The organism is Xanthomonas sp. NCPPB 1128 (assembly GCF_001043115.1).
Lineage (GTDB): Bacteria > Pseudomonadota > Gammaproteobacteria > Xanthomonadales > Xanthomonadaceae > Xanthomonas_A.
Genome location: NZ_LFME01000048.1, coordinates 25,468 through 31,467 on the forward strand (window position 1 = coordinate 25,468; position 6,000 = coordinate 31,467).

Here is a 6,000-nt window from a genome sequence, read left to right on the forward strand (position 1 = left end):
CGCTCCTACCGTGCAATCCGTAGCCGGCCTCGATGGCGCCGGAGGCAGGTTATTGGAGGTGCCGTTCAGTCCCAACGCGATGGCCTCTGCGGCCACGGCTGAATCTGGTCGTCCGCCTCTGCGGTGATGCAAGAGGGGCTTCAGCCCGGCGCGCGATCGGCCAGCCTCCCAGTGTGGGAGGGACTTCAGTCCCGACGCGACGATCTCCGCCGCTCGCGATCGGAATCGCGCCGACCGCACCCAGCCCAGCCACAGCGGTACGGCAGGCCGGCGGCGCTGTCCACTCCGGCCTCCCGCACCCGCGGCGGCGCCGATTACACTGCCGCGTCCGCCAGGAGGCCCGCCGTGCACGCTCCGACTCCCGCTGTCCGCTCACGCCGTGCCGCGGTCGCCTTCATCTTCGTCACCCTGCTGATCGACGTGCTGTCCTTCGGCGTCATCATTCCGGTGCTGCCCACGCTGGTGCGCGGCTTCACCGGCGGCGATTTCGCCGCCGCGGCCCGCTGGGTCGGCTGGTTCGGCTTCCTGTTCGCCGCCCTGCAGTTCGTCAGTTCGCCGCTGCAGGGCGCGCTGTCCGACCGCTACGGCCGGCGCCCGGTGATCCTGGCCTCGTGCCTGGGGCTGGGCGTGGACTTCATGGTGATGGCGCTGGCGCAGAGCCTGCCGGTGCTGCTGCTGGCGCGCATGGTTTCCGGCGTATTCTCGGCCAGTTTCAGCTCGGCCAACGCCTACATCGCCGACATCACCCCGGCCGACAAGCGCGCTCAGGCCTACGGCATCATCGGCGCCGCGTTCGGCGTCGGCTTCGTGGTCGGTCCGCTGCTCGGCGGCTGGCTCGGCAGCCTGCACCTGCGCGCGCCGTTCTGGTTCGCCGCCGGGCTGGCCCTGCTCAACTTCCTCTACGGCCTGTGGGTGCTGCCCGAATCGCTGGCGCCGGAGCGGCGCACCGCGCGGGTGGACTGGGCGCACGCCAATCCGTTCGGCGCGCTGCGTCTGCTGCAGCGCTATCCGCAGGTGTTCGCGCTGGCCGCGGTGATCTTTCTGGCCAACCTGGCGCACTACGTCTACCCGAGCATCTTCGTGCTGTTCGCCGACTACCGCTTCGGCTGGGGGCCGAAACAGGTCAGCTGGGTGCTGGCGCTGGTCGGTGTGTGCAGCATCGTGGTCAACGCGGTGCTGGTGGCGCGGGTGGTGCGCCGCTTCGGCGAGCGCGGTGCGCTGCTGTTCGGCCTGGGCTGCGGCGTGATCGGCTTCGCCATCTACAGCGTGGCCGGCAGTGGCGCGCTGTTCCTGCTCGGCGTGCCGATCAGCGCGCTGTGGGCGGTGGCCGGCCCGGCGGCGCAGGCCATCGTCACCCGCCACGTCGGCGCCGATGCGCAGGGCCGCATCCAGGGCGCACTGATGAGCCTGGTCAGCCTGGCCGGCGTGATCGGGCCGCTGCTCTACGCCTGGGTGTTCGCCGCCTTCATCGGCCCGCGCGCGCTGTTGCACTTCCCCGGCGTGCCGTGGCTGCTGGCGGCGCTGTTGCTGGGCGGCGGCTGGATCGTGGCCTGGCGCCGCGCGCGGGTGCCGGCCGCCACGGTGACCGGCGGCTGATGAGGCGCGACGCAGGAGCGCGCGGACGGCATGAACGGCTCAGCTTGCGCAGGGAGCGCGGCCGTGGCGCGCGTGGCCGCGCCTGGCACCGCGCGGTCGCGATTGTTACGCTGTGCCCTCTCTTTCGTCGCGGCCGGCCGGCTGCTGTACCAGTCGCCCGCATGATGTCTCCTCCCGACGGAACCGCCCTGCCGTTGACCGCTGCGCGCCTGCTGCGCGAGGCCACTGCGCAGCAGCACCAGGCCGTGGAAGACTTGCCGGCGATGCGCGCGCTGATGGACCCGGCCCTGTCGCTGCCCGCCTATGTGCAGGTGCTGCGCCGCCATCATGCGGTGCTGGCCGGCTGGGAACAGTGCGAAGCGGCCTGGCTGCGCGACTGCGGCGATGCGCAGTGGCGTTACCAGCCGCGCACTCCCCTGTTGGCGCAGGATCTGCACGCCCTGCAGGCAGCGCCGCCAGGCTCGCAACCGCTGCCGCCGGCCGCCGAGGCCAGCATCCGCTGGGGCATGCTCTATGTGGTCGAGGGCTCGCGCCTGGGCGGGCGGGTGATCGCCCGCCAGCTGCGGCAGACCTTGCCCGAGGCCGCCTCGGCGCTGTCCTACTTCGAACTCGGCCACGCCGACCCGACCGCCTGGCGACACTTCCAGCAGCGCCTGGAGCGCGCCTTGCCGACAGCGCCGCTGCAGCAGGCGGCGGTCGACGGCGCCCGCACCATGTTCGCGCACTTCCATACTCACTTTGCTCTGGAGATCGCTGCATGAGCGACATCGTCGTGCCCCTGGACATGGACGCATGCGCGCGCGAACCGATCCATATCCCCGGTTCGGTGCAGCCGCATGGCGTGCTGCTGGTGATCGAGCCGCAGGACGGGTGCATCGTCCAGGCCAGCGCCAGTGCCGCCGACCTGTTCGGCCGGCCGCTGGACGAGGTGCTGGGGCAGCGCTACGACGCCCTGCTCGTGCTGGAGGATCCCCGCACGCGGCGGCTGTCGGACGCGGTCGAACGCAGCGACCTGGCCTATGTCGAAGTCGGCCTCAAGCACGCCGCCACGGCCTCGGCGCAGCGCTGGGTCGGCGCCTGGCACCTGTATCCGGAGCAGTGGCTGCTGGAACTGGAGCCGCGCGACGCGCCCCTGGCCGATGCCACCTTGCGCGAAGCGCTGCCGGTGCTGCGTCGGCTGGAGAGCGATCACAGCATCGAGGACGCCTGCCATCGCGCCGCCAAGAGCCTGCGCAGCCTGATCGGCTACGACCGGGTGATGATCTACCGCTTCGACGACGACTGGAACGGCGACGTGGTCGCCGAGGCGCGCGCGAAGGAACTGGAGCCGTATCTCGGACTGCACTATCCGGCCAGCGACATTCCCGCGCAGGCCCGCGCGCTGTACCTGCGCAACCGCGTGCGCCAGATCGCCAACGTCGGTTACGTGCCGTCGCCGATCCAGCCCACCCTGCATCCGCGCCTGCGCGCGCCGGTGGACCTGAGCGACGTCAGCCTGCGCAGCGTCTCGCCGGTGCACCTGGAATACCTGGCCAACATGGGCGTCACCGCCACCCTGGTGACCTCGATCGTGGTCAACGACGCGCTGTGGGGCCTGATCGCCTGCCACCACTACCGCCCATACTTCTGCAACCACGAGATGCGCGACGTCGCCGATGCGTTGAGCCGCGCGCTGGCCGGGCGTATCGGCGCGATCACCGCGGTGGCGCGCGCGCGGACCGAGTCGGTGCTGCTGACCGTGCGCGAGAAGCTGATCACCAACTTCAACGACGCCGAGATGCTGACCGCGCCCATGCTCGATGAGATGGCCTCGGACCTGCTCGACGTGGTCGATGCCGACGGCGGGGCGGTGTTCCACGGCGACCATGTCACCCGCCACGGCATGCTGCCGGCGACCGAGGACCTGGCGCGGATCCGCGAGCAGATCGAGTCCACCCATCACGAGGCGCTGCGCCACGACGCGGTCGGCGCGCTGCATTCGGACCAGATCGGCGAGACGTTCCCGGCGCTGGCCGATCTGGCGCCGCTGGCGGCCGGCTTCATCTTCGTGCCGCTGATGCCGCAGGCGCGCAGCGCCTTGCTGTGGACCCGCCGCGAACAGGTACGCACGGTCAACTGGGCGGGCAATCCGCAGCTGGCCAAGCTGCAGGATATCGCCGGTTCGCGGCTGTCGCCGCGCAAGAGCTTCGACCTGTGGCAGGAGACCGTGCGCGGCCGCGCACGGCCCTGGTCGCCGATCAGCTTGGAATCGGCACGCAGCCTGCGGGTGCTGATCGAGTTGATGGAGCGCAAGCGCTTCCAGCAGGATTTCGCGCTGCTGGAGGCCTCGCTGTCGCGGCTGCGCGAGCCGGTGGCGATCGTCGAGCGCGGCGACGGCCCGCGGCCCAGCCGCCTGGCCTTCGTCAACGAGGCCTTCGCCGCGCTGTACGAGCGCGAGGTCGCCGAACTGATCGGCTGCGACCTGGAGCGCCTGTATGCCAGCGAGGCGGTACTGGCGGAGACCCAGCGCATCGACACCCTGCTGCGGCAAGGCCGCGCGGCCTACGTCACCCTGCCGCTGCGCGTGGACGGCGCTGCCGCGGTGCACCGCCAGTTCGATTTCGAGCCGCTGCCCGATCCTTCCGGCGTGCCCAGCCACTGGCTGCTGCAGTTGCGCGACCCGCGCTGAATCCCGGCCGGCGGCCGCCCCTCAGCGGGTGCGCCGCCACAGCGCCAGCGTCGCCGCGCCGGCCAGCAGGCCCCACAAGGCCGCGCCGATGCCGAACAATGACAGGCCCGATGCGGTGACCAGGAACGCGATCAGCGCCGGCTCGCGCTCGTGTTCCTCGCGCAAGGCCGACGCCAGGCTGTTGCCGATGGTGCCGAACAGCGCGATCCCGGCGATCGCCATCACCAGTTCCTTGGGGAAGGCGGCGAACAGCGCGGCCACGGTAGCGCCGAACACGCCGATCAATAGATAGAACACCCCGGCGAACACCGCGGCCATGTAGCGCCGCTGCGGATCTTCCTGCGCCTCGCGGCCCATGCAGATCGCCGCGGTGATCGCCGCCAGGTTCAGCCCGTAGGCGCCGAACGGCGCCAGCAGCGTGTTGACCACGCCGATCCAGCCGATGGTCGGCGAGATCGGCACCGCATAGCCGGAGGCGCGGATCGCCGCCACGCCCGGCAGGTTCTGCGAGGTCATCGTCACCACGAACAGCGGCAGCGCGATCCCGAACAGCGCCGGCCACGACAGCGTCGGCCACACCAACACCGGCTGCGCCAGGCGCAGCTGTGCCGCTTCCGGATGCAGCGTGCCGTTGCCCGCGGCCACGGCGATACCGACCAGCAGCGTGGCGATCACCGCGTAACGTGGAAAGGCGCGGCGTCCGAGCAGGTAGGTGGCGAACATCGCCAGCGCCATGGCGAGCTGGTGTTGCATTGCCACGAACACGTCCAGGCCGAAGCGCAGCAGCACGCCTGCCAGCATCGCCGAGGCCAGCGACAGCGGGATGCGCCGCAGCAGGCGTTCGAACAGCCCGGAAAAGCCGGCGAGCGTGGACAACACCGCCACCACCACGAAGGCGCCGATCGCATCGGACAACGGCAGCCCGCCGCCGCTGCCGATCAGCAGTGCGGCACCGGGCGTGGACCAGGCCGTGACCACCGGCATCCGGTAGCGCAGCGACAGCCCGATGCAGGTCAGGCCCATGCCCAATCCCAGCGCCCACATCCACGAGGCGATCTGCGCCTGCGAGGCGCCGACGCTGCGCGCGGCCTGGAACACGATCGCCGCCGAACTGGTGAAGCCGACCAGGACGGTGACGAAGCCGGCGATCAACGCAGGCAACGAAGCGTCGCGCCAGAGCGCGCGTGCAGCAGCGGTCATGCGGAATCCCGTGGTGGAGCGCAGGCTGCATTCTCGGCCAAATGCCGGCGATCGGCCGTGCCGTATCCGCACTAATGGAGATAGAAGAGCGCGATGGGGACGGGTGCCGCAAGGCAGCCGCAAAAAACGGTTGACGTTTTTTTCCGTGCCGTTAGACTGCGCGGCCCGCTACGCAACTGCCGAGCTTCGGCACGACAGAGGCCGGCGGGGCCGGAAACACCTACCGAACATCGGGTGTTGACAGCGTGAAAAAGTCGGCTAATATGGCCGGCTCGCTTCGAGGAAAAGCCTTCGGGTTTGGACGAAGAAGCGGCGTCAACCACCTGATCAAAAAGGTGTTGACGGCAAGAAAAAAGCCGCTATGATGGGCGGCTCGGTTCGACGAAAAGCCTTCGGGTTTGAAGACGAACCAGCGTCAACCACCTCGAAATGAGGTGTTGACGGAAACAAAAAGCCCGCTATAATGGGCGGCTCACTCGGACGGAAACGTCGGGGCGAAAAAGGGAAAGGCGCTGAGGCCGGCCCCGAAGTTCTTT

The 6,000-nt window shown here is 70.0% G+C and carries 4 protein-coding genes; 3 read left to right on the forward strand and 1 reads right to left on the reverse strand.

The window, feature by feature from the left end:
- Nucleotides 1–345: 345 nt before the first annotated feature.
- From ACP93_RS19780 to bphP, 3 genes are all read left to right on the forward strand, one after another.
- On the forward strand, nucleotides 346–1,596 hold the full coding sequence (locus ACP93_RS19780; protein WP_048492372.1) for a TCR/Tet family MFS transporter: 1,251 nt from the start codon (nucleotides 346–348) through the stop codon (nucleotides 1,594–1,596).
- A 161-nt stretch (nucleotides 1,597–1,757) separates the two neighbouring features.
- Nucleotides 1,758–2,357: a biliverdin-producing heme oxygenase gene (locus ACP93_RS19785; RefSeq protein ID WP_048492373.1), complete on the forward strand. Its 600-nt coding sequence runs from the start codon at nucleotides 1,758–1,760 to the stop codon at nucleotides 2,355–2,357.
- Nucleotides 2,354–4,264, forward strand: a complete 1,911-nt coding sequence (bphP, locus tag ACP93_RS19790; RefSeq protein ID WP_048492374.1) for a bacteriophytochrome BphP — start codon at nucleotides 2,354–2,356, stop codon at nucleotides 4,262–4,264. The genes ACP93_RS19785 and bphP overlap by 4 nt, the downstream gene beginning before the upstream one ends.
- A 21-nt stretch (nucleotides 4,265–4,285) precedes the next feature.
- Here bphP and ACP93_RS19795 read toward each other — a convergent pair whose 3' ends face one another.
- On the reverse strand, nucleotides 4,286–5,464 hold the full coding sequence (locus tag ACP93_RS19795; protein WP_048492375.1) for a benzoate/H(+) symporter BenE family transporter: 1,179 nt from the start codon (nucleotides 5,462–5,464) through the stop codon (nucleotides 4,286–4,288).
- Nucleotides 5,465–6,000: the final 536 nt, after the last annotated feature.

What these genes read in the sequence shown, in the direction of transcription:
- bphP (WP_048492374.1), top strand. Translation starts at nt 2,354, where the DNA reads ATGAGCGACATCGTCGTGCCCCTGGACATGGACGCATGCGCGCGCGAA.
- ACP93_RS19785 (WP_048492373.1), top strand. Translation starts at nt 1,758, where the DNA reads ATGATGTCTCCTCCCGACGGAACCGCCCTGCCGTTGACCGCTGCGCGC.
- ACP93_RS19795 (WP_048492375.1), bottom strand. Translation starts at nt 5,464, where the DNA reads ATGACCGCTGCTGCACGCGCGCTCTGGCGCGACGCTTCGTTGCCTGCG.